The 24105-nt window shown below is 46.2% G+C and carries 19 protein-coding genes; 11 read left to right on the plus strand and 8 right to left on the minus strand.

Annotation, left to right across the window (positions count from 1 at the left end):
- The first annotated feature begins 65 nt into the window (after positions 1-65).
- Complete coding sequence (locus ACDJ59_RS05305; RefSeq protein WP_340017938.1) at positions 66-761, plus strand: 5'-methylthioadenosine/adenosylhomocysteine nucleosidase; 696 nt, start codon at positions 66-68, stop codon at positions 759-761.
- Between the two features lie 109 nt (positions 762-870).
- Here the strand turns inward: ACDJ59_RS05305 and ACDJ59_RS05310 are convergent, their stop codons facing one another.
- On the minus strand, positions 871-1503 hold the full coding sequence (locus tag ACDJ59_RS05310) for a GNAT family N-acetyltransferase (protein WP_413407884.1): 633 nt from the start codon (positions 1501-1503) through the stop codon (positions 871-873).
- A gap of 269 nt (positions 1504-1772) precedes the next feature.
- Between ACDJ59_RS05310 and acsA the strand changes: the two genes are divergently transcribed.
- Positions 1773-3497 carry an acetate--CoA ligase gene (acsA, locus tag ACDJ59_RS05315; protein ID WP_413407885.1) on the plus strand — a complete coding sequence of 575 codons (1725 nt, stop codon included), beginning with the start codon at positions 1773-1775 and terminating at the stop codon, positions 3495-3497.
- A 238-nt stretch (positions 3498-3735) separates the two neighbouring features.
- On the opposite strand, the gene ACDJ59_RS05320 is transcribed toward acsA, so the two are convergent.
- From ACDJ59_RS05320 to rpsD, 4 genes are all read right to left on the minus strand, one after another.
- Entirely contained in the window at positions 3736-6831 is a 3096-nt protein-coding gene (locus ACDJ59_RS05320) for a transglycosylase domain-containing protein (protein WP_413407886.1), read from the minus strand.
- A gap of 229 nt (positions 6832-7060) precedes the next feature.
- The gene (locus tag ACDJ59_RS05325) at positions 7061-8206 is read right to left on the minus strand and encodes a methyl-accepting chemotaxis protein (RefSeq protein ID WP_413407887.1); all 1146 of its coding nucleotides are present in this window, start codon (positions 8204-8206) and stop codon (positions 7061-7063) included.
- 110 nt (positions 8207-8316) lie between these two features.
- Positions 8317-9165 (minus strand): cache domain-containing protein, encoded by an 849-nt coding sequence (locus ACDJ59_RS05330; protein ID WP_413407888.1) that lies wholly within the window; start codon positions 9163-9165, stop codon positions 8317-8319.
- Positions 9166-9353: 188 nt separating this feature from the next.
- Entirely contained in the window at positions 9354-9953 is a 600-nt protein-coding gene (gene rpsD, locus ACDJ59_RS05335; protein ID WP_017687421.1) for a 30S ribosomal protein S4, read from the minus strand.
- Between the two features lie 465 nt (positions 9954-10418).
- Between rpsD and ACDJ59_RS05340 the strand changes: the two genes are divergently transcribed.
- From ACDJ59_RS05340 to ACDJ59_RS05360, 5 genes are all read left to right on the plus strand, one after another.
- Complete coding sequence (locus ACDJ59_RS05340) at positions 10419-12410, plus strand: diguanylate cyclase (protein WP_413407889.1); 1992 nt, start codon at positions 10419-10421, stop codon at positions 12408-12410.
- Positions 12411-12511: 101 nt separating this feature from the next.
- Complete coding sequence (locus ACDJ59_RS05345) at positions 12512-13402, plus strand: hypothetical protein (protein ID WP_076250858.1); 891 nt, start codon at positions 12512-12514, stop codon at positions 13400-13402.
- A 111-nt stretch (positions 13403-13513) separates the two neighbouring features.
- Entirely contained in the window at positions 13514-14629 is a 1116-nt protein-coding gene (locus ACDJ59_RS05350; protein ID WP_076328038.1) for an aminopeptidase, read from the plus strand.
- A 96-nt stretch (positions 14630-14725) separates the two neighbouring features.
- On the plus strand, positions 14726-14971 hold the full coding sequence (locus tag ACDJ59_RS05355) for an HPr family phosphocarrier protein (protein ID WP_036614658.1): 246 nt from the start codon (positions 14726-14728) through the stop codon (positions 14969-14971).
- A 225-nt stretch (positions 14972-15196) separates the two neighbouring features.
- Entirely contained in the window at positions 15197-15490 is a 294-nt protein-coding gene (locus tag ACDJ59_RS05360; RefSeq protein WP_036614657.1) for a YlaN family protein, read from the plus strand.
- A gap of 182 nt (positions 15491-15672) precedes the next feature.
- Here ACDJ59_RS05360 and cax read toward each other — a convergent pair whose 3' ends face one another.
- Positions 15673-16743, minus strand: coding sequence for a calcium/proton exchanger (gene cax, locus ACDJ59_RS05365; protein ID WP_036674882.1), 1071 nt, complete (start codon positions 16741-16743; stop codon positions 15673-15675).
- A 183-nt stretch (positions 16744-16926) separates the two neighbouring features.
- On the opposite strand from cax, the gene ACDJ59_RS05370 reads away from it, so the two are divergent.
- On the plus strand, positions 16927-17289 hold the full coding sequence (locus ACDJ59_RS05370) for an Asp23/Gls24 family envelope stress response protein (protein ID WP_017687428.1): 363 nt from the start codon (positions 16927-16929) through the stop codon (positions 17287-17289).
- A gap of 128 nt (positions 17290-17417) precedes the next feature.
- Here ACDJ59_RS05370 and ftsW read toward each other — a convergent pair whose 3' ends face one another.
- Both ftsW and ACDJ59_RS05380 read right to left on the minus strand, forming a co-directional pair.
- Positions 17418-18698 carry a putative lipid II flippase FtsW gene (gene ftsW / locus ACDJ59_RS05375; RefSeq protein WP_413407891.1) on the minus strand — a complete coding sequence of 427 codons (1281 nt, stop codon included), beginning with the start codon at positions 18696-18698 and terminating at the stop codon, positions 17418-17420.
- Between the two features lie 13 nt (positions 18699-18711).
- The gene (locus ACDJ59_RS05380; RefSeq protein ID WP_413407892.1) at positions 18712-19059 is read right to left on the minus strand and encodes a YugN family protein; all 348 of its coding nucleotides are present in this window, start codon (positions 19057-19059) and stop codon (positions 18712-18714) included.
- A 210-nt stretch (positions 19060-19269) separates the two neighbouring features.
- On the opposite strand from ACDJ59_RS05380, the gene ACDJ59_RS05385 reads away from it, so the two are divergent.
- The 3 genes from ACDJ59_RS05385 (at position 19270) to ACDJ59_RS05395 (ending at position 24078) form a co-directional block, all read left to right on the plus strand.
- The gene (locus ACDJ59_RS05385; protein WP_076318910.1) at positions 19270-20439 is read left to right on the plus strand and encodes a M20 family metallopeptidase; all 1170 of its coding nucleotides are present in this window, start codon (positions 19270-19272) and stop codon (positions 20437-20439) included.
- Positions 20440-20628: 189 nt separating this feature from the next.
- Entirely contained in the window at positions 20629-22323 is a 1695-nt protein-coding gene (locus tag ACDJ59_RS05390) for a DNA repair helicase XPB (RefSeq protein WP_413407893.1), read from the plus strand.
- A 36-nt stretch (positions 22324-22359) separates the two neighbouring features.
- Entirely contained in the window at positions 22360-24078 is a 1719-nt protein-coding gene (locus ACDJ59_RS05395) for a helicase-associated domain-containing protein (protein ID WP_413407894.1), read from the plus strand.
- Positions 24079-24105: the final 27 nt, after the last annotated feature.

The following is a 24105-nucleotide window of genomic DNA, read 5'->3' on the forward strand; positions in this document are numbered from 1 at the left end:
AAAGCTCCGGAGACGGAGCTTTTGTGCTGAATTAGTTTAAAAATGAAAACAGGGGGTATCAGAAGGTGAGTGAAACGATTGGTATTATCGGAGCGATGGATGAGGAAGTCGAGCTTTTGCTGGCAGGTATGAAGCAGCTTGAGACGGTCAAACAAACCGGAATTACATACGTTGCGGGCGAGTGGCTGGGCAAGCATATTGTCGTGTGCAAATCCGGCGTAGGTAAAGTAAATGCAGCGGTTACAACGCAGATCTTGATTGATCGTTTTCAGGTTAATCGGATTATCTTCACAGGTGTTGCGGGTGCAGTTAACCCGGAGCTGAACATTGGAGATATGGTTATATCGTCTGTATGTGTTCAGCACGACATGGATGTAACGCCACTGGGGTTCGCACGCGGGGTTATTCCTTACCAGGAGACATCTGCATTCCCTGCCGAGGCTTCGCTTATTACACTGGCTGAAGAAGCGTGTAAAGCACAGGGAGCCAATTACCTGATCGGTAAAGTGTTATCTGGAGACCAATTTATTGCGAATAAAGATACAGTTAACATGTTATATACCGAAATGGACGGTGCATGTGCCGAGATGGAAGGGGCAGCAGTTGCTCAGGTCTGTTACATGAATCGTGTACCATTTGTTGTCCTGCGTGGGATGTCAGATAAAGCGGATGGTTCGGCGCATGTTAACTTTGCTGAATTTACCGTGGAATCTTCGCAGCGTTCACATCGTATTGTGGAGCATATGTTAGAAAATATGTAATGACAGTTACTTGAAAAACCGCCCTTCGATTAGCTGTTCCATGAGGTATGGAGCAACGCTGCGAGAGGCGGTTTTGTTATGTATATCGTTTTTCGAACAGATCATCGAATTAGTACATGAACCGATGGCGGAAGCGTACACGATCAAACTGTTCTTCCGATGTGATGGGCACCTGACTTCCGATACGTACCATCAAACAGTTCGCAGGATGTGAACAGATTTCGGGGTCGTCTGTTGCATACCAGGTCATGTCGATCGTTTCCATCAGTCTCTCCATCATTTTGCGATAATCCCATACGTTTAGTCCGCTGCCCTTCAGATCCCAATGCCAATAATATTCTGTGGTGAAAATAATGTAGTTCTCCATGTATTTATCTTCCAAAGCGGTAAGTAACATCTCACGTCCAATGCCAAGCGAGCGATAGTCGTCCGCAACCTCGATTGCCCCAAGCTCAATCAGATCAGTCATATTACCCTCGGACCAGCGTTCACAATCATCCGCATAGTGAAAGGTTACATAGCCGATAATCGTTTCATTTTCATGTGCAATAATAATTCGCCCTTCAGGCAACGCTGCGATCTCGGCCAGAGCTTCCTGCTGCTCCGTTGGGCGCCGAAAGGCATCCAGATCCGGATGGAAGGCAAGACGTGTTATCTCCTCGGCCTGCACGGGGCCTTCAATTGTAATTCGGTGGCCGGACTTGAAGATGGAACGCATATGATGTTCTTTGATATGTTCCATGGTTCATGCTCCTCTCCCCCTACTTATAGCAAAAATCCAAAAAATTGAAAAGCCATAGACGACAATTGAAAAGATTTGCTATAATTGCGTAGACAAAAAATGTTCACAATTCAATACAGTATAGTTAACATCTGTTTGGCCGAGCAAGTACATGATGAGAAGTTCTCTCTACTAATGTAAGCGCTAACTGGAAGTTCAGTCAACACAAAGGCAATGAGAAGTGACCCCTAACGGGAATCGAAATGTCGAGTTGAAGGAGGCTGGCAAGCATGAGTCAAGCACATGGTGAGATGCTGCAAACGGTTGTGTCTGAATCTAATCTGGGCGATTACACGGAGGCGAGAAGCCGGTTCGATTGGGAATCGGTGGAAAGGCACTTTACGTGGCACGCCAGCGGAAAAGTAAACATGGCGCATGAAGCGATTGATCGTCATGTACTGGAAGGAAGGGGCGGAAAAACCGCTTTATTGTATAGCGATGCTTCACGTGAAGAGGCCTATACTTTTGCTGATCTGAGTGAACAGTCGAGTCGGTTCGGGAACGTTCTCCGCAAATATGGCATAGCCAAAGGGGAACGGGTGTTTATTTTTATGCCTCGAAGTCCTGAACTGTATTTTAGTCTCCTGGGTATATTGAAAGCTGGAGCTATCGCGGGCCCGTTGTTCGAAGCTTTTATGGAAACGGCTGTGAAGGATCGGCTGGAGGATAGCGGAGCAGTAGCACTGGTCACCACTCCGGAATTACTGAAACGCATCAAACGTTCCGAATTGCCCGAACTCAAACATATATTTATTGTGGGTGGGGGCGCGCAGACTGAAGAAGGACTCATCGATTTTGATGCAGAGATGTCTGCCGCTTCGGATGAGATGGAAGTAGAGTGGCTGAATCGTGAGGATGGTTTGCTTATTCATTATACCTCAGGCTCTACGGGTAAACCTAAAGGGGTGTACCATGTTCAAAATGCCATGATTCAGCACTATTATACAGGTAAGGTTGTTCTGGATTTACGTGAGGATGATGTGTACTGGTGCACTGCTGACCCTGGTTGGGTGACAGGGACCTCTTACGGTATCTTTGCTCCATGGCTCAACGGAGTGACCAATGTGATACGGGGTGGGCGTTTCAGTCCTCAAGATTGGTACAGCACCATCCAGAAGAACAAAGTCACGATCTGGTACAGTGCACCAACGGCCTTCCGTATGCTGATGGGAGCGGGAGAAGAGACCATTGCCCAGCATGATCTGAGCAGTCTGCGTCATGTCATGTCTGTTGGTGAACCGCTCAATCCGGAGGTTGTTCGTTGGGGATGGAAAGCCTATGGTCAACGAATTCATGATACATGGTGGATGACGGAAACAGGTGCTCAGCTGATCTGTAACTATCCCGGAATGCCGATCAAACCTGGCTCCATGGGACGTCCGTTGCCTGGAATCGAAGCAGCGATTATTGATGATCGTGGGCAGGAATTGCCGCCATACAGTATGGGTAATCTGGCCATACGGACACCTTGGCCATCCATGATGGCGAAGATCTGGAATAACCCTGTGAAATACGAGGAGTATTTCAGGCTTACGGGCTGGTATGTATCCGGTGACTCCGCTTATATGGATGAAGAAGGATATTTCTGGTTCCAGGGACGTATTGATGATGTGATTAATTCGTCAGGCGAGCGTATCGGCCCCTTTGAGGTGGAGAGCAAGCTTGTGGAGCATCCTGCGGTAGCAGAGGCGGGTGTAATCGGTAAGCCGGATGTGACACGTGGGGAGATCATCAAGGCCTTTGTGGCGCTTCGTGAAGGATATGAGGCGACACCGGAGCTGAAAGAAGAGATCTATCGTTTTGTCAAAGAGGGCCTGTCTGCCCACGCTGCTCCGCGTGAGATTGAGTTTAAGGATAAACTGCCCAAGACACGTTCCGGCAAGATCATGCGCCGTGTCCTGAAAGCCTGGGAGCTTGATCTGCCAACAGGAGATCTATCCACCATTGAAGACTAACGCGACAATGCTAGGATCATCAATGTGGTGCTATCGATACCGATACATTGAGTAGTGGGGAGAAGTTAATACTCTACGAAGCCAAATACAGTGACTCTACCCATTAAAATGGATTGTAAAAGCCTGCTTTATGCCAATGGCATGAAGCAGGCTTTTTGGCTGCTGTAAATACAAATAAAAAGCCGCAAACTCAGATACAGTCTGAGGATGCGGCTTGTTTTGGAACGCTATGCCTGAATCAGGGTTGAAAATGTAGGGCTGCAGAAGGTTCGGATTCACCCGCACTGTTGCTGGCAGATACCTTGAACCATCCACTAGTCGATGCGGGTACTCCATAATCCATGGTATTTCCCGCTGTTGTTCCAATTTTGGTATAAGGAGCCGAGCCTGTTTCACTGTAATATACAGTATAACTATCTGCGTTTGGACTGGCCGCCCATTGAATACGCAGTCCTTGCGTGAGGGCAGATACGCTGACTTGACCAGGTGTGCCTGGGGCTGTCGTTGTTGTATTATCGGTCTGCGTTTCTCCCGGCGTAACGACTGTACCTGGAACTTCAATCGGTTCATCAATCTCTTCTTCGACAGGGGGAGCTACACCAGCACTATTTACTGTAGCGCTAGGAGCAGATTCTCTGCCTGCAACATCCACTGCCGTTACATAGAAGGCGAAGTTACCGCCTTGCGCTGCATATGCAGAGAATGATCTGGATTCACCAGTCAGGACAACCTGGCCCTGGTTCTGGAATCCTCCACCGTTTACAGAACGGTACAGACGATAACCCACGACATCATTTTCAGGTGTGGCATTAAATGTAATGACAGCTCTCTCACCTGAGGTTGAAATGCGTACGTTGCCTGGTGCATCAGGAGCTTTGCCGTTATCTGTCCTTGGATCAATTTGTGTTGGCATGTCTGCACCAGCATCTTCAGGAAGATAATAAGCAAGTGACTCATGTCGACTCATACGTGAGAATGCATTTTGCAATTCTTTGATGAGATCCGAGATTGGTTTTTTACGCTTGATTACTGTTTTTTCCTTCAACATGTCCGAAGGTGTTCCGTCACGCGGAATATAGTTTACACCATTGTAAGTAATGTATTTGGCTTTGGCTACACCGTCATCGCTATCCTTCGGAACAAACTTGCTGTTGAAAATATCCGTAACAAATTTATCAGTCATGGATGTTGGCAACTTGCCACTATATGCAGACACCGTGCGTGTTTCGATGCCAGACGGTTTTTTGAACGAATCCGTAACGAACAGATCTTTTTGCGTATCGATCACTTCGTTCAGGATTTTCGACCACAGTTGCTGCGCACGTTTTCTCTGTGATTTACTTTCCAGCGTATTCACGGGCTGTTTGTATCCAACCCACACGCCAAGTGTGACATCTGGTGTATAACCTTCAAACCACACATCTGCGTAGTTTTGAGTGGAACCTGTTTTACCTACGATTGGCACACTCTTGGAATACTTGTAATTTTCACGTACTTTATCTGCCGTTCCTTCTGTAATAACCGTCCGCAGCATATCGGTCATCAGGTATGCTGTCTGCTCCGAGAAGGCTTGGACAGGTTCAGTATCATGTTTATAAACGATGTTTCCTTTGGAATCTACAATTTTGCTAATCATGTAAGAATCGTTATATACACCATTATTGGCGATAGCACCATAGGCACTGGTTAATTCTTCAACGGTTACACCGTATTGGAGACCTCCGAGAACACCGGTCTGAGCCTGATAGTCTTCTTTCTGAATGGTAGTAATCCCCAATTTCTTGGCGAAGGTCCAAGCCTTCTCGATCCCTACTTCTTCATTAAACAACTTCAGAGCCGGTATATTAAGAGAATAATTCAGTGCTCTGCGGGCAGTGACCAGTCCCTGATACCGGTTGTTGGCATTCTTGGCAATGTGGTAGCCGCTCGGACCATTCTTGAGAATGATCGGTGAGTCATCAATAATTGAAGCTGGCTGAACAAGACCTTCATCTAGCGCAGGAAGATAAGCGGCTATAGGTTTCATCGTTGAACCTGGCTGGCGTATCATCTGCGTTGCGTAGTTCATCTGTTCATCCTGGAAATCCCGTCCCTCAATCATGCCCAGAATAGCACCGGTTTTGTGATTAATCAGCATCGCAGCAGTTTGTTCTTTTCCTTTGACAGGATCATCTGCTGAGAAATTGCTGTCATCTTCCGCAATGGTACGCATCGTTTTGTAGATACTTTTGTTGATGGTCGTGTATATACGATATCCACCTGTCCGCAGTTGCGTCTGAGCTTCCTCTAATAAAGCACTGCTTTCCTTCTGAGGTGTGTCTGCATCCGTAGCTTTGTCTGTAGATTCAGCTGTGTCGGAATTCAACTGTTTCATCAAAATCTGTGCAGCTTGTCGTTCCGTTTCCATCATAAGATATGGATAAGTGTTGTAAGCCTTGATGGTCTTCGGAGCGAGTGCGCTTTTGATATCAAAAGCAAGAGCTTTGTCATACTCGGACTGATTGATTTTGCCCAGTTCAAGCATACGGCGCAGTACCAGATGCTGACGGTTGATTGCGCGGTCAAAATTCTCCTCTACAAAATCACCTTTACCGTTAAAAGCGGAGTAAGAGGAGGGGAGTTGTGGCAATCCAGCAAGATAGGCCGCTTGAGCGATGTTGATTTTTTCTAGATCGTTAATATTGAACAAACCTTTGGCGGCCGCTTTGATTCCGTAAACGTTGTATCCGCTGGAACCATTACCAAAAGGAACTTTGTTCAGATAGGCTGTCATAATCTCGTCTTTGGTCAGGAAACGTTCGAGTCGGAGTGAGAGCAAAATTTCTTTCACTTTCCGATCTTCCGTGCGATCCAGATTCAAAAACACACGACGCGCCAATTGCTGAGTCAGTGTACTACCGCCGGTTTGTACTGATTCTTTCAGCACTTTCTGTTTCACGGCACGTAGTGTTCCGCTCATGTCTACACCTTTATGTTCGTAAAAATGATTGTCTTCAATCGAAATGACAGCATCAATAACCTTCTGTGGGATTTGGTCCGTAGTGACCGGACGCCTGTCTTCTTCCGTACGTAATTGACCGATCGGACTGCCGTCGGCAAAGTAAGCAAAGCCTGTGATGGAGTTTTCGCTGACTTTTTGTTCAATCAGGGCCCTTGAACGGACAGGCTCGTCTTTCACAATGGAACTGACGTATCCCATCAAAGCACCGCCTACAAATAGTGCCCCCATAAATCCAAGGACAACCATCCATTTGACGAAACTTCCCAGTCTGCGGGCAAAGCTGCGTTTGCGTACAGGCTGTTCATCGGGCTTTTTCTTATTAACATCAACCATTCAGTGTCTTCCTCCTTTTAACAGCACTTATTATAGCATAAAAAGGCGGGTTTGCATGCCTGAGAAATACAAGTAATGGTCGAAATTTGCCATTCTGCCATGCTTTATGCTATATATCATGCGATATTGAAGCACATTTCATGAGTTGTAAGCCAAAATAAGCAGGCCACCTCCATGCTGAGGTGCATAGGGTGACCTGAATGATTAGTCGTATTGGAGGTCTTCTACATTAGGTTTTGAAGCGTTGAATCAGCTCTAATAGTTCCTGGGTAAGATTAGCCAGTGAGGCAGATGCCGCCGTAATCTCTTCCATGGATGCGAGTTGTTCCTCAGAGGCAGAGGCAACACGAGTTGCATGATCTGCTGTCTCATGACCAATGGTTTTGAGTTGCACTAACGTGGCATCAACCTGTTGTGATCCAGCTGACATCTGCTGCGCAATGGCTGAGACATGCTCAATCTGCTCATTAACATCTGAAATCTGTGATGAAATCGAGAGGAATAGTTCACCACTTTCATTAATCACTTCCGCTATATGGCTCACCTCGGCATTCCCATGTTCCATATTTTCAACGAGAGAAAGGACCTCTTGCTGAACGCTATGAATTAACGCTGCAATCTGCGCTGCTGATACTCTGGATTGTTCAGCCAGATTACGAATCTCGGAAGCAACAACACCGAACCCGCGCCCGTTTTCACCTGCTCGCGATGCTTCAATGGAAGCATTAAGTGCAAGTAGGTTGGTTTGACGGCTAACTTCCGTGATCATGCCTGTAATATGGCCAATCTCTTCCGAACGTTGGCGGAAATTCTCCAGTGCGGTCATCGACGTCTGCACAGAAGAAGTGGCACTATCAACCATACGCATGGCGGACTGAATCTTATCGGTTCCAACAGTTGTTCGCTCAGCCACAGCTCGCGATGAATCCGATACATCGGAGGCGGCCTTTGCAATTCTTCCGATCCCTGCAGATATTTCATTCATGGAACGGGAGGACTCTTGCAGCTCCTGCACCTGTTTACCTGCTTTATCTGCAAGTTCGACTCCTGTTAATGCAATCAGTTCGGCTGCTTTACCTGTTTCTTCGGCACCTGCGGTCAACTGTTGAGAGGTGGAGCCGACAGATAAAGCATGTTCGGATATAACCGATATGGTATGACGTAGGGTATCCATCATCTGATTCATATGACCCGCCATGATGCCAAATTCATCTTTGGATCGTACAGGTAACTTTTGTGTCAAATCTCCGCCAGCCAGCTGTCCAGCGACGATATTAACTTGATTCAACTGTCTAACAATGGAGATGATGGTGTAGGTAACCACACTTGCAAGCAGAAGTACTGCCATTGCGGCAATCAGTATGGACCAGTTCAAGCTGTCATAGAAGGGTTGAAGGATATGGCTCTTTGGCAGCGCCGATACAAGGTACCAGTTTGAATCTGTTCCTTGTAACTTGGCAGGCTCGGCAATAAACAGTTCTTCCCCTACTTGAGGGTCTGTAGCGTAAAACTGAGACTCGCCAGACTGTATACGCTGAATGACTGTCTCATTTCAGATGGAATTACGGCACCTTCATTAGCCAGTTCCGGTTTGGAGCCGTGTGCAGCAATCTGTCCTTCACTAGTAATAAGCATGGCATAACCCTGATCCGGATTAAGTGATGCTATATTTTGTTGAAAACGATCAATGGTAAAGTCGGCCCCAACAATGCCTAGAAAATTTTTGTTTTCATCTAATAGAGGGAGGACAATCGAAACGAGCAGTGTTTCTTTTCCGCCAACCGTGTAGGTAACAGGTTCGGACCAATAGATGGATTTGGTTTTCTTTGGCTGCTGATAGTAAGTACTAGTTTCACCGCTTCCCTCATAAGTAGGCATAGGCTCAAAATGCAGGGAGTTGCCATCACGTATAACGTATGGAACGAATCGACCCGTAGCATCATCATATTCTTTTTTGTTGATGTGCTCCGCATCGTTTCCATCAAAGGCATTTGGTTCCCAGCCCGTATAAAAGCCAAAAACTTTCTCGTCCTTCTTCAGATATTGTTCAAGGAGTCTGACGACTTCTTCACGGTTGAGTGATCCGTTCTGAGCGGCATCCAATAACGTGGTACTCATGGTGTCCAACGTGTTTTTCACCTGATTAATGTCAGTCATAAACTCATTTGTAGCCCGGTTTGCTGCCTGTCCAGCAACGGTTTCGCCGTACTGGAGGCTTTTGTCGTAAATGGATTTGGTATTAAATGCAATCAGGGCTCCAATACAACAGAGTAATACGATCCCGAGTAAAAGTCCAAGCTTAACAGCGAGCTTGCGATTGCGAAAAAAATGCATGTTTTAATCCCCCTCGATGTCATTCTTGTGATGTATATATGGATGTGTGCATCTCCTGAAGGGAGTCTATATTTTATATCGTTATTTACGTTCCTATAATGAAGATAATTAAAAAAAAGCATAGAAAAACAGCTGCCGAGAAAATCTCGACAGCTGTCTGGAGTGAAACTTTAATGTGATTGCAACGATTAACGGTTGTAGAACTCGACGATTTGTTTTTCATCGATGTCTTGGGACAATTCAGCACGCTCAGGCAAGCGGATGAATTTACCTTCTACAGCTGCTTCGTTGTATTCAACGTATGCTGGAAGATGCGAACGGCCTTCCAAAGCTTCTTTAATGGAAGAAAGGGCGCGGCTCTTCTCACGCAAGCCGATTACATCGCCAGTGCTTACTTGGTAAGAAGCGATATCGACTTTTTTACCGTTTACAGTTACGTGACCATGTGCTACCAACTGACGCGCTCCAGCGCGGGAGTTAGCAAACCCAAGGCGGTAAACGAGGTTGTCAAGGCGGCACTCAAGCAAGAACATGAAGTTCTCACCGGCAATACCTTGCATTTTTTGAGCTTTAGAGAACAGTGTGCGGAATTGCTTCTCGCCCAAACCGTACATGTGGCGCAATTTTTGTTTTTCTTGCAATTGCATACCGTAGTTGCTGATTTTTCTGCGTTGGTTAGCTCCGTGCTGACCTGGAGGGAAAGGACGTTTCAATTCTTTGCCTGTTCCGCTAAGGGAAATGCCGAGGCGACGGCTCAATTTAAATTTAGGACCAGTGTAACGTGCCATGTTTAAAGTAGCTCCTTTTTAGTTAAAGTTCATATTAGGGCTCTGTTTGCGCTCCAATTTGTTGATGCGGGCTTGGCCACGCATAGAACGATCAGGAAAGTTCAGCCGCTGTCCTGAAAGCAACAAAAAGAATGAGGGTGACACAACCGGTAATGCCCAAATTTAAAGACCCATTAGTAGTCTTCATCAACAATTTATATTACAGTTTAAGAGAAACAAAGTCAAGCGTAGAATAAAAGCAAAAAAACGTCTAAATTTGTCGATAGGTCATTGGGCCTAAAATAATGGGACAATTTTCTGAAATATGGATGCAAAAATGGTTTAAACAGAGTAAAATAGATTGTATCTTAACTTTAAATCATCTTTATGTAACAAGGTTATCGCAACGAATTTGCAGGTTTGCGATAACGTCTGCAGATTAATGCATCCTGGTGGATGCAAAAACGGTGCAAAGGAGCGCCTGACATGTTAGAACATCTAAGAAGTTTACCTGCCAGCTTGAATTCACGAAGTTCGGGCGATTCCGCATCTTTTGCCGCTCCTCATTCTCATGAAGAGCATGTGTTGTGGATGCAAAAAATGGATATCACACCTTTTGATTTTTCATATTTGGGCAGCTTGCTAGAGCAGGCGTACAGTGACTGGAACTCCAGAGTGGGTTCAAGGCTGGCCAGACCATCAACCTTTTACAGCGTGTGGAATACGGAAGGTGATTGCATAGGATACGATAGCGATCATGAAGCTGATCCGGGCGTAAATGCACGCAGGCTGGTATTGGAATGTTTGGATAAGAGACAGGTCCTGTCCCTTAAAGGGACAAGCGAACACGGAGAATATCTTATCATAACACATCCCTTATTCTCCAGAACTAACAAGGATATGTTTGCCGTATTCACTGCTGTGATCTATGAATCCAATGGATATGAAACGTCTGAAGCTGTGGTTCAATCTGAGGCATTGCATTATCGCACCTGCTTTTACCGAAGATTCGAATACATATTTATGACGGACCTGTTACATGCTCATGAACAAACAGCTCGTGAGGAACACCGGAGGTCCATTCTCTTTCAGATTGTTCAGCGAATGCATGACAAAATGGATGTCGATGCCATATTGGATGAGGTATTTGACAGTATGGACTACTTGTACCCGGCGACTTATATCAAATTGTATATGTCTCAGGATCAGAGCAACTCTGATCCACGGATTAAACCGTTGCTTGTCCACGAGCAAGGAGAAGATATTTGTGTGCGTTCATTTATGGAAGGTAAGCTGATCGTTGCTCGCTCACATGATGCAGAGAACCGCATTGTAGATGTAGGGATTCCGCTGAAAGGCAAACAAGGCATATACGGTGTGTTCCATATCGAAATGAATGAAGAGATTATGGAAGAATCGGACTTGCAATTGATTACGATGATGGTAGACACTGCAGGGACGGCCTTTGAGAACGCCAAGTTGCATGAACAATCCAATATGTTAATTCAGGAACTTCGTTTAATTAATGATCTTACACAGCGGTTGAACAAGAGTCTGCATCTTTCGGAGATTTATCAACTATCCGAGCAAGAGTTAAAGGAAATATTCCAGGCTGAAACGTGTTGCATTCTCCAACTCAATGACAGTACCAATGACTTCGAAGTCATGTCATCTAACGTGAAAGATGTTTTTCACCAATCCTTTTCTGTAGATTACGGTATCGCAGGTTTGGTGTATCGAACAGAGGAACCACTTATTATAGCCAATTATGCGCAATTTGATAAAGTGTCCTCCTTTTTCATGGAAGATACGGGATCCATGTCACTGATTGCATCACCGATCCGAGTCAATGGTGAAGTGAAGGGTGCCATTTTGCTGGGACATAGTAGAGAGCACTACTTTTCATATGATAACTATCGGCTCTTGCAGATGTTATCCATTCATATCGGGCTTGCCCTGTCAAATGCCACGCTGCATGCCGAGGTTCGGCGCTTGGCTAATCTGGATATGTTGACAGGCCTGTACGTGAGGCATTATCTGGACAGTGTGATTCACGAGCGACAGGCTCATGAATTCTGTGGCTCCCTCATTGTGGTGGATATTGATCAGTTCAAACAGGTGAATGACACATTCGGACACCAGACGGGGGATCAAGTATTAAAGCAAGTGAGTGAGATCGTCACCAGCTCTGTTCGCTCGGAGGATGTCTGCGCCAGATGGGGTGGAGAAGAACTGGCGATCTATATGCCACAGGTGAGTGTAAGGCAGGCGTTAGATTATGCGGAAGTGATTCGAAAGAGAGTCGCAGAAGAAACCAGACCGCCCGTTACGGTATCCAGTGGCATCGCAGAGTGGAATTGGATGGATGAAAAGGTCAGTGTAGAGTCCTTGTTTTATCGGGCTGATATGGCTTTGTACAGCGCCAAGAATGGTGGTCGGAACAGAATCGTTGTAGAGGAACAGGATGTAACACGTTAAGAGAGAACAATTCCAATTGCGGAGTCGTTCTCTTTTTTTTGTGCATCGCAGATTAAGATGTGTATAGAAGGAAGTATAAGCGTATACGGGCGGGGCAATCTATGGAGAAAGTTCACGGAAGGGTGAAGATAGACATGTTTAACCGCCATTCGGTACGTACATTATGGTTATTTGTGAGCATCGTGATTATTGGTGTTCCGGGTTGTGGATTAATCCAGCGAGATCAAACGCCTGAAGAGGTTTTTTCCTTGGCCTTATCCGGGATAGCGGGAAAAGAAACGTTGAGTTTTGAAGGAGAGGCAGGACTTCGACGGGAGAACAGTGGGCTGTTCGAGAATCAGTTCAAGTTTGAAGGTAAGCTGGAGAATCATGATCGTCTGACCCTTCAGACCCGATTACCTGGAGAAGTAACTGCTGTGGGGACAGGCATTCAAACAACTGCCGTAAAAAATAATGGACAGCCCAGTGGGTTTAGCGCCTCTTTCGAGCGGAAACAAGGGCAATGGATGGCATTGTCAGCGCAGCATGAGCCGCTGCGTGGGTCTCTTTCTCGTTTTAATCCAATTGCCCAATTGGAGAAGATCGATGGGATGCACAAAACCATTCAATCCGAGTATGGTGCTGGTCGTCGAACCAGAACATTACGGATTGAACTTGCACCGGAAGACGCCAAATCATGGGCTGTAACCCAGCTAAACGACGAGATGAACGCCATTCGGGCAGAATATATGCATAAGGCAGCTACGGTGAAAGGGGCGCGTAAGGAGAAGCTTGAGAAGGATCTGGAGAAAGTTTGGAAACAGGGTGAAACCACGATGCAACAGATGATGAAACAAGCGAGCGTGCAGACGGTATATCATCTCACGGTAGATCGGAAGAGCAGTCTGCCTCTTCGCTTATCCTCTGAGAGTCAGATGAGTTACACAGACAACAACCGTAAAAGTAACAAAGAAGCCCTTGTCACCGATGTAAACTTCAAATCATATCAATAAACGAAGTGAGGGACTGCCTGCTGACGGGAGGACTGTTCGCGTGCTACAATAGTATCGTAATTTACCGTTGTTCAATTCAAGTATGGCAGATGACAGGAGGATTTTACCAAGATGAAAGACCCAAGAATTCAAAAGCTTGCAGCAAACCTGGTGGGCTATTCAGTAGATGTACAGCCTGGTGAAAATGTATTGGTTGAGATGATTGGATCGGAACGTGATCTGATTAACGCCATTATTGAAGAGGTGGGCAAAAAAGGTGGTAACGTCTTTGTACAGTTGACCGATAAAACCGTACAGCGTGCGATGCTGAAAAATGCCACAGAAGAAATGATGAAAACATGGGCAGAGATTGATCTGAACCGTATGAAACAGATGGATTGTTATATCGGTATTCGTGCGGGAGAAAATGTGAATGATCTGTCCGATGTGCCGGAAGAAAAAATGAAAATGTACAATTCATTGTACTCCCACCCGGTACATAGTGAACAACGTGTCAAACATACGAAATGGGTTGTACTTCGTTACCCTAACGCAAGTATGGCGCAACTCGCCAATACAAGTACAGAAGCGTTCGAAGATTTCTACTTCGACGTATGTAACCTGGATTACGCCAAAATGGACAAAGCGCAGGACTCGCTTGCTAACCTGATGAAGCGGACGGACAAAGTTCGTATCACCGGACCAGGAACAGAGCTGAGCTTCTCCATTAAAGATATCGGTGCAGAGAAATGTTCTGGCCAAAAAAATATCCCGGATGGCGAAGTGTACAGTGCCCCTGTGCGTAATTCCGTGAACGGAACGATTAGTTATAACTCGCCAACCTTGTACAATGGAGTGACTTTTGAAAATATCAAGTTCACGTTCAAGGATGGCAAAATTGTTGAAGCGACAAGTAACGATACAGAGCGTTTGAATGAAATCTTGAATTCGGATGAGGGTGCTCGTCATATTGGTGAATTCGCGATTGGATTTAACCCGCATATTCTTCATCCGATGAAAGATATCCTGTTCGATGAAAAAATCGCAGGCAGCTTACACTTTACGCCAGGTCAGGCGTATGAAGAAACCGACAATGGCAACCGCTCGTCTATCCACTGGGATCTCGTATTGATCCAGCGTCCGGATTATGGCGGCGGGGAGATTTATTTTGACGATGTGCTGATTCGTAAAGACGGTATCTTTGTCATTCCTGAGCTGGAATGCTTGAATCCGGACCGTTTGAAGTAGGAACAGGATTTTGCTGTTGCTAGGAAAGCGGATTCACGGTATCATGTAGTGGTAATTAATAGATGATACCAATAGTAAAAAGACGGAGGGATTCCTATGTCGAGTAATAACGCGGCTGTAGTAGAAATTGCTCAAACAGCAGGCAAGTTTACTTCTTCAATCGTGCTTCATTCGGAGAACAAGTATATCGATGTGAAAAGTATTCTCGGATTGTTTACAACGCTGATCAGCACGCACAGCTATGAACTACATGTTCATGGTCCAGATGCAGTTGAAGCAAAAGCAGCCATGTCAGAAGTATTTGCCAAGCATGGACTGAATGTAAGCATCGCATCTGAGTAATAGCTCTCAAGAAGCACCTTTGCCTTTTTTGGCAGGGGTGTTTTTTGGCATGGAATGATCTGAATACTCGTTTGGTCGTGGCTGGAACAGGTGGATTAAGCTTCAACAAAAGGCTTAACTTTGCGGGCTTATTTTGGTCAGGTTCTTGTATTAGCTCTTCATTTCGTCTAATATTAGAGGTAGAACGTCTTTACGCGATTTTTGGGACATAGGGGGGAAAAATGCATGACTTCATCTGATCTGCAGGACCAGCTGAGTTTGAAAGCGATCAGTCTTCTTCAAGAAGATGCAGATAAAATACAGAAGCTTATTGAAGTACAGATGGAGAATCTGGCTACCCGCTACTGCCCTCTCTATGAGGAAGTATTGGATACACAGATGTATGGGTTCTCCAAAGAAGTTGATTTTGCTGTTCGTGCAGGGCTCCTTCCAGAAGGTGCAGGTAAGCAGCTGGTTAGCGCGCTTGAGCGGAATTTGGCAATTTTATATGAAGCCTTGAACAAGAAGAATGAGCAATAGCCTGCGAATGTGCGGGTCAGAATAGAAGGCATGCAGGCGTTTATGCATGCTTTTTTTGTGCGTCTGAACGGGATGGGGATACAACCAGCCGGAAGGCGTATACAAACAAAGAGACAGCACCGAATGTAAATTCGGGCTGCCTCTTGTGGCTTGTTTATTTTAATCGCTACGTGAGGGCCTGGTTACACCAGGAAGAAGGAAACACCGAGTATGATATATACCACGAGCAGGAGTAAACCTTCGTACCAATTCGTTGAACCATCTTGGGTAATGGATTTTGCAATAAATACGGATACGCCGATGGCGACCAGTTCAATCGTTGTGAATACGATATCCATGGTTCTGCCTGTGAAGTAGCTGACAAAAATCAGTACAGGAGCAACGAAGAGTGCGATCTGCAAGCTGCTGCCAACCGCAATTTCAACGGCGGCTCCAATTTTATTTTTCATGGCAAGCATGATGGCTGCACTGTGTTCGGCCGCATTACCGATGATGGCCACAAGGAATGCACCGACAAACAGTTCGCTAAGTCCAAATTCTGAAGTGAATACTTCGAGCGTCCCGACCAGCCATTCACTAACGAAGGCAACCATGACTGTTGCGAGCACCAGGTAGAGAATGGATTTTTTCTTGGACCACGCCGGAGCATGCTCATGAGGTAGCTCTTCATCGCGATCCTCAGTGACGTCTGCAAGGTAGTTCTTATGTGTCACCATGGAGAATAGCAACCACGCAATATACGCGAGGATGAGCAATCCGGCCACGATGAGACTAAGTGTATTGGTGTCTTTCTGTGTAATGGAATGTGTATTGAGAAAGACTGCCGGAATAAACAGGGCAATGATGGCAACAATCATCAGGGAACCATTCAGACCTGCAAGTGAAACATTATAATTCTGAATTTTGAACTTGAGTCCTCCGGCAAAAATACTTAACCCGAGCACTAACAACAGATTTCCGATGATAGAACCTGTCAGACTAGCTTTGACCATGTCGAAGAGTCCCTCTTTGACGAGGAAAATGGCGATGATCAATTCCGCAGCATTGCCGAAGGTGGCATTCAAGAATCCACCTAGCCGCTGTCCGGCGTAGTGGGCTACATTTTCGGTGGCTTTGCCTAAAAAACCGGCCACAAAAATAACCGAAATGGCTGATATCACGAACTGTAGAATCGAATCCCATTTCAAGTAGTGGGCGATGGCACTGAGTGCAAAGAACGCAATCAGCAAAATGGATGAAATCCGGTTTCTCACAACAAACACCTCGGTTATAAATTATTTTGTTTTGAATTGCATTGTAAATCGCTTATGAGATTATTTTCATATTTCAATATAACCAAATGGTGGTAGGTTGTAAACGCATCTTTTTGAGTTTAATTTGCTTTTTGGGGTGGAAAGGATTTAAAATACGAGTAACGAAGTGAAGGAGGATGTGGCATGGCAGAACAACTTCAACTGGAGAGCGGAAACATCCGGATTGCCGATGACGTGGTTGCAAAAATTGCCGGAATGGCTGCAATGGAAACACCCGGAATTGCCGCAATGTCTGGAGGATTGTCAGAGGGCTGGGCGAAGCGACTCAGCGGTAAAAACGTACAGAAAGGCGTGAGCGTTGAGGTCGGCCAGCTGGAAGCAGCCATTGACCTGCGCATCATCGTCCTGTACGAAACCCCGATTCATGAAGTTTCCCGTATGCTTCAGCAGAATGTAAGAGAAGCGGTAGAGACCATGACCGGATTACGCGTGGTTGAAGTCAATGTAAAGGTAGAAGGCGTATCTTTCAAAGGCGACGATCTGTAGAAATCGCAATCCGCAATGGAGGACAGAGCGTTATTGACCTGTTCTTCATCTTGATAGACAGAGTTTATTCAGTACACAGAAAAAGGCTGCGCATCCATTGGGTGCACAGCCTTTTTGTGTTGCTTTTTTTATCGAATCCGACGGATGGACTCCCGTGAACGAAGAGCAGGAGAGGTACGAGTCTGTGTCTGTACAGTCACGGACTTCGTTTTCTCTTCCTTGATCACGTCCAGATTGTTAGTACGTGAGATACTGAGCAGAATGCCCATAGCAACCATCATCACAAAGAGTGAGGTACCCCCATAACTGATAAATGGAAGCGTGACCCCCGTCACCGGAATGGTCTGAGTTACACCACCAATGTTGATAAATGCCTGAATCGCGATCAGTCCCATGATACCTATGCCAACCAATGTTCCGAATGGATCGGGACAGCGGAGAGAGACAATAATTCCGCGCCAGATGAAGTACAGGTAAACCAGCAGGAATAATGCACTTCCGATGAATCCGAGTTCTTCCCCAATTACGGAGAAAATAAAGTCATTATACGCGTTTGGCAAATAATGCAGCTTCATCGTACCTTGTCCAATCCCGGAACCTGTCATGCCGCCATCACCAATGGCAACAAGGGAACGGTAAAGGTTAAGACTTCCGCCATTAATATCGGATAATGGATTCAAGAAAGCTTGAATACGTCCGATCTTGTAGTTCTGCTCCGCTGTTGCAGCAGTCGTTGTGTCGGAAGGAGACATGGAAGAAAACAGGGAGTTCGCTCCGAACGCCAGTGCTCCACCGAGTACAACTAAGAGAATCGAACCCAGGATATGTTTCATACTGGCTCCACCGGCATAGATCAAGAGACCACAGGTGGACACCAGAATGAAGGTGGTACCGAAGTCTGGTTGCAGCATAATCAGCCCTGCGATGAATCCAACGATAAACAGGACGGGAACGTACCCTGTCTTGAAAACCCTGAATTTCTCACCTTTTTTGGTAATAAGAGCAGAGAGATAGAGAATGATAGCAATTTTCGCGAACTCTGCAGGCTGAAGACTGAAACCAAAAATGTGAATCCAGCTTCGTGCACCGTTCAATACTGCACCTGAGATCAAAACAATCACCAGCATGACCGTAGTGAGCAGGAAAAAGGGTGCATAGAGCTTTTTGTACTTGTTGAAGCGGATATTCATGGCAAAAAACATGCCAAATAGACCGATAATCGCCCACATAAGTTGTTTTTTCGTGAAGTAAAGGGCATCATTGTTAAATTTATCGCTTGCGATTGCAATGCTGGAACTGGAGCTGAATACCATCACCAGTCCAAAGCCCACCAACAATAAAGTGAGGATTAGCAGTTGAAAATCCGGCGTGCCTCTCTTCGTTTTCGTTTGGGCCGTTTGTTGTTTCATCGTTTGGCCCAGCCTATGCTTCCAGCAGTTCTTTAAGCTGCTGTAATTTTTCGGCTGCCAGCTTCACGACTGGTTGCGGAACGGAAGAGTCATAATCCAGGCCGTGAGGGAAAGTGGCTTTGCCAAGGTATACTGCTTCAACAGCAAGAACGGTATCCGGTTTTTCCAATTTGCCTCCCACAGCGCGGGTATTAATGCGTACAAAGTATTCTGAGTTGGTTTGTTCATCTTCAATTTTGTAGTCATATGTAGCACGGTAATATTCCCATTGCCACCGGACAAATCCGACTTTCTCGGCGCTCTCATCCAGGTATGCCAAGTCGCTCTTCAAGCCATCCAAGCCTGTATTCTCAAAAATCATAAGCGTTTGATCCTCCTCATAAGCTTCCGAGTATAATTTCTCGAGTATTTCTCTAGTTCATGATAGTATGTTTCCCCTTCCCGTGCAAGCTTTCCAAAGGCGTTTCGTATCGGTTTTCTTCCAATTCTGCTACAATATACAGCAATAGGTTTGAAGAGGAAGGTTCGGGCTTGATCCAAGTCCCGTTTAAGATTGAAAGGGTGGAGAGACATGACTAATAATATATGGTGGGAAGATCTGCAGATCCACATGGTGGAATGGCGGCGTCACCTTCATCGCAATCCAGAGGTTTCCTTTCATGAGGAGAAGACATCTTCTTTTGTAGCGGATATGTTGGAGAGTTTTGGCGTTGAAGTGAGGCGTCATGTTGGTGGTCACGGGGTCATCGGTACTATTCGTGGGGACAAGCCGGGTCCTGTCGTCATGCTGCGAGCTGACATGGACGCACTGCCAATTCAGGATGAGAAGAATATCGAGTATGCGTCACAACAAGCAGGAGCGATGCATGCATGCGGCCACGATGGTCATATCTCAATCTTGCTCGGTACGGCGTTGTATTTTAGCCGTCACAAGCAGGAGATCCAAGGCGAGATTCGTTTTTTGTTCCAGCCAGCAGAAGAACTGCTGCCGGGCGGTGCAGTTCAGGTCATTGCGGATGGTGCGCTTGAAGGCGTGGATGTCATATATGGCATTCATCTGTGGACCCCGCTGCCTGTAGGTGTTGTTGCCAGTAAGGCAGGACCGATGATGGCGGCGGCGGACGATTTTTACATTGAGATCAAAGGCAAAGGTGGACATGGCGGGATGCCACAATCGACGATAGATAGTCTTATCGCGGGTTCTGCGCTTGTGATGCAGCTTCAGACCGTTGTCAGTCGTTCGGTTGATCCATTGCAACCCGCGGTGCTGACCATTGGTACAATGCAGGCGGGCTCTGCTCAGAATGTAATTGCAGAGCAATGCAAAATGAGCGGTACGGTAAGAACATTTGATGAAGAGACCCGAAACGGGATGAAAGAGCGCGTGCTTACCATGGTAGCCCAGACAGGGGCAGCCTATGGGGCAGAGACGCAAGTGAAATATATTATGGGATATCCGCCTGTGGTGAATGATGAACAAGAGACAGCACGTTTCTTCAGAGAGGCTACAGAATTATTTGGGGCAGAACGAGTGCAAGCATCCCCGATGCTGATGCCAGCGGAAGATTTCGCGTATTATCTGCAGAAGGTTCCAGGGTGCTTTATGTTTGTTGGAGCAGGCAACCCGGATAAAAATGCGATCTATCCGCATCATCATCCGATGTTTGATTTTGATGAAGACGCGATGCAGACGGCCGTGAGATTATTTATCGCCATGGCCAAGGGTTACACAGCCGAATGACTTTAGATGCAGTGGGGCATCCTGTTCATACAGAGGTATGGGCAGGATGTTTTTTTGTGGATTTTATAGATGTTGTTCAAAAAGTCCACTTTCTGTACTGAAAACCAGACTTTTGAACGTGCACTTAAAGTAGTTCATTTTCGGAAGCTGCCGGAACTGGACTTTTTTGTGATAGGAGGAAGGCTCCACATGGAAGGAACAGAACATATGGTAAGCACAGATGCTTGTATCGTTCAGCGAGATTTTACAGTTTTGCTGGAAGTTGGCCACCCCGGATTCGAAAGAGCAAGAGAGCAGCTTGGGATGTATTCAGAACTGGTTAAGACACCAGCAGCGTTTCATACTTACCGAATCACTCCGTTATCGCTCTGGAATGCGGCTGCGCTGGGATGGAATGCAGATCAGGTCATCGCAAGTCTGGAGCTGGTATCCCGCTGGAACGTGCCTGCTGCACTGATACAGGATGTTCGGAGAATCATGGATCAGTATGGCAAATTAAAGCTGCATTCCGAAGCAGATCACACCAGAATGCGCCTTTACAGTGAGGATGAGCGGTTGCTGGATGAATTAAGTGGATTGAAAACAATAGCTGCCTTTCGCATGGAACGTAAGGATGCTCATGAACTTCTGCTCCCAAGAGAACAGCGAGGGTTATTGAAAAGGGAATTAACACGATTGGGTTACCCCGTACTTGATTACGTGGGATATCGGGAGGGAACCAAGCTTTCATTTGATTGGCGGTCTAACGATCCGGGGGACCACTCTGAGCGATTTGCGCTGCGTTCTTACCAGAGAGAGGCTGTGGATGCATTCGAAGGTAGTGAGGGCATGGGAGGAAGTGGTTTACTGGTACTTCCTTGCGGGGCAGGCAAAACGGTTATTGGCATGGCTGTGCTGGAGCGGCTTCAATGTGAATGCTTGATTTTAACGTCCAATACAACGTCTGTGCGACAGTGGATTCAGGAAATTCAAGACAAAACCACGATTACCAGCGAACAGATTGGTGAGTATTCCGGTCAGAAAAAACAGGTGAAACCTGTGACTGTAGCTACATATCAGATTCTTACACACCGGAAATCAAAGGATGCTGATTTTACCCACATCAAACTGCTCAGTGAGCGGCAATGGGGGCTGATCATATATGATGAAGTACATTTGCTGCCAGCACCAGTGTTTCGTGCAACTGCGGATATTCAAGCTACGCGAAGGCTGGGATTAACGGCCACCTTGGTTCGAGAGGATGGCTGTGAACAGGATGTGTTTTCGTTGATTGGTCCAAAGCTCTATGATATGCCGTGGAAACAACTGGAGCAGCAAGGGTGGATTGCTGATGTACAATGTCAGGAGATACGTATCCCGTTTTCCCCAGAACTAAGATCGAATTATCTGCGAGCCGAGGTTAAGCACCAATTTCGATTGGCTGCCGAGAACCCGGCGAAGGTACGTGTAGTTAAGCGTTTGCTGGAACGGCATCGGGATTTGCCTGCGCTAGTGATTGGACAATATCTGGATCAACTTGAGTTGATTGCCCGGGAAATTGAAGCACCTCTGATCTCGGGTACCATGTCACAGCAAGAGCGAATCAAGTGGTTTGCCGCTTTTCGACGTGGAGAGATTAAAACAATTGTGGTATCCAAGGTTGCCAATTTTGCTGTGGATTTGCCTGATGCTGCTGTTGCGCTTGAGATATCCGGGAGTTTCGGGTCAAGGCAGGAAGAGGCACAGCGTTTGGGGAGAATTCTGAGACCAAAAGCTGGAGAAAACAAAGCCTATTTCTATGCGCTGGTATCAGAGGATAGTAAGGAACAGGAGTTTGCATTAAACCGTCAGATGTTCTTGGTGGAGCAGGGATATGAATATGCCATTGTGCACGAGAACGAATAGTCCATTTATACTCGCGAAAAGAGGAGGGATTGGGATATGTCTTCATTTGAACCAATAGATGAGCCTGTGGTACTGAACCTTGATTCATGGTCAAAGCTTGCTTCGGTGGAACAAAAAGTGCTTGGTGCAATTTTTCACAAATATGCCGGTCAGCCTTTTTCCTCCCTCCTGCCGCGAGAACAGTGGGCCATCGAAGGACTAAGTGTCGCAGAAGCCAATTTTTCATTCGCCAACCTTAGGCAGCAAAGATGGATTGAATCTGTATATAAGAGTTGGGGGGAGCAATTATTCTATATTTCTGCTTCGTTGATGGACACATTGACGATTGCTTACGCACAAAAAGTGGGCATAACCGTTAAACAGATGGCACAGCTTGCTCATGTACTACAGGAGGGAAAGCCGGATATTGCTGCAGAGCTGCTTCATCTGATCGCGTGGATCGAAAGAGAAGGACTTCCTTTGACAGGGAAGGGCACTATACATAAGAAAAGTGTTAAAAAATTAAGTGTGATCACGGTATTATCTTCGACAGACTTTGAAGATCTGGGCATCCGATATGAACATTCGGATTTGTATCCGACCCACGTAGCTATCCTTCTCGATCTACTGCTCAGTCTAAATCTCGTTCAAAAGTCAGATGGCCAAATTCAGATTGTAGATCATCGATTACAAACATGGTTGAAGCTCTCGTGGAGACAGATGCAGCGGGAAATATATCAAGCGTGTATGGAAAGATACGGAGAAGCTGAACCCGCGTTGCAGCATTTCCGTTATCAATTGGCAGTGTTTGCTCCAGAAAGAAACATATGGTGCCATATAGAGAATTCGGAATTGAACCCACGTATCAGGGGCTGGCTCTGCGCACTAGCTGGCTGGGGTTATGGTGAAGTAGGAGGAGATCAGTCGGGAGCGCTGGCATTCCGCTGGCTGATCGAACCGCAGAGCCTGTTATATCAAGAACAAGAGATGGTAAGTGAGACGGAGCCGTGTGGATTTTACATGCAGCCTGATTTCGAAGTGTTGGTACCGCCGGAAGCAGGGCCTGATGTAATCTGGATGCTGGAGCAATACGCAGAACGGGTGACGCGTGATCGAATGTCCATCTACCGTTTGACAAGAGAACGATTCATTTCGGCCATAGCCAGAGGGTATGCATTACATGAAGTGATAGAGTTTCTGGATCAATATGCGCTGACAGGCATACCAGAGAATGTACGGATTGCGTTAGCAGATTGGGGCAAGGAGGCGGATGCTGCACCGTTGACTGTAATTCGGAGTATGAAGGTAATGGAGGCAAGTACAGGCTCCGCAGATGATCCGAAGTTATTAGAAAAGGATATGTTGAGCGGTGTATATTCTTCGTTCTACACTCCCGATAATCTAGGTCTGGTTGATGTTCCTGCTTCTCTGCATGGGTTGGAGCGTGATCATTCTGTCATTGAGAAGAAGTTCTCTCTGTTGGGATTTGAGGAGATACCGGAGACCTGGTATAAGGAGTGGCGTCGATATCATAGTTCAACCGCCCGGCAGATTGCTGCCAAAGCCATTGAGTGGCAGACCAAGCTGGGGATACAACAGGAAAATCGTACGCAATACCTCATTCCACATCAGGTAGAGGGTCATGAACAATGGACTTTAAGCGGTTGGTGCATGTTGGATTCAAGTGAAAATACATCAGAGACGGAATGGCGTACATTCTCCCCGTCAGAGTGGGATACAATGCGTCTTATCCTGCCAGATGATGTCACAACCTGACTATTTCATATGAATATCAGGTTGAAA

It is taken from the genome of Paenibacillus amylolyticus (genome assembly GCF_047302515.1).
GTDB lineage: Bacteria > Bacillota > Bacilli > Paenibacillales > Paenibacillaceae > Paenibacillus > Paenibacillus amylolyticus_G.